Source organism: Bradyrhizobium uaiense, from assembly GCF_010811875.1.
Lineage (GTDB): Bacteria > Pseudomonadota > Alphaproteobacteria > Rhizobiales > Xanthobacteraceae > Bradyrhizobium > Bradyrhizobium uaiense.
The window spans coordinates 1-246 of the sequence record NZ_VKHP01000876.1 but is presented as its reverse complement, the minus strand read 5'-3'; the positions used below and the strand labels follow the sequence as shown (position 1 = coordinate 246).

Below are 246 nucleotides of genomic sequence, written 5' to 3'. Positions count from 1 at the left end.
TGGCGAAAGCGGCCACCGAGAGATCGCCGGCGACGAAATCGCGGCCATCCAGCCTGCGGTCCAGCACGCCATAGAGCCGTCGCGTCTCGGCCATGTAGCGCTTCAGGCCGTAGGCGCGGTCCTGCTCTATCTCGGCGAGAAGACCGGCAAGTTCCTGCCGAAACCGCTGGCGGAGCGGATCCCGGTCTATGAGTGGCTGATGTGGCAGATGGGCGGTTTCGGCCCGATGCCGGGCCAAGTGCACCA

Annotated in this window: 1 pseudogene; it reads left to right on the top strand. The window is 66.3% G+C overall.

The annotated features are described in order from the left end of the window. Positions 1 to 246 (top strand): annotated as a pseudogene (locus FNJ47_RS52425) (hypothetical protein); the annotation flags it as partial.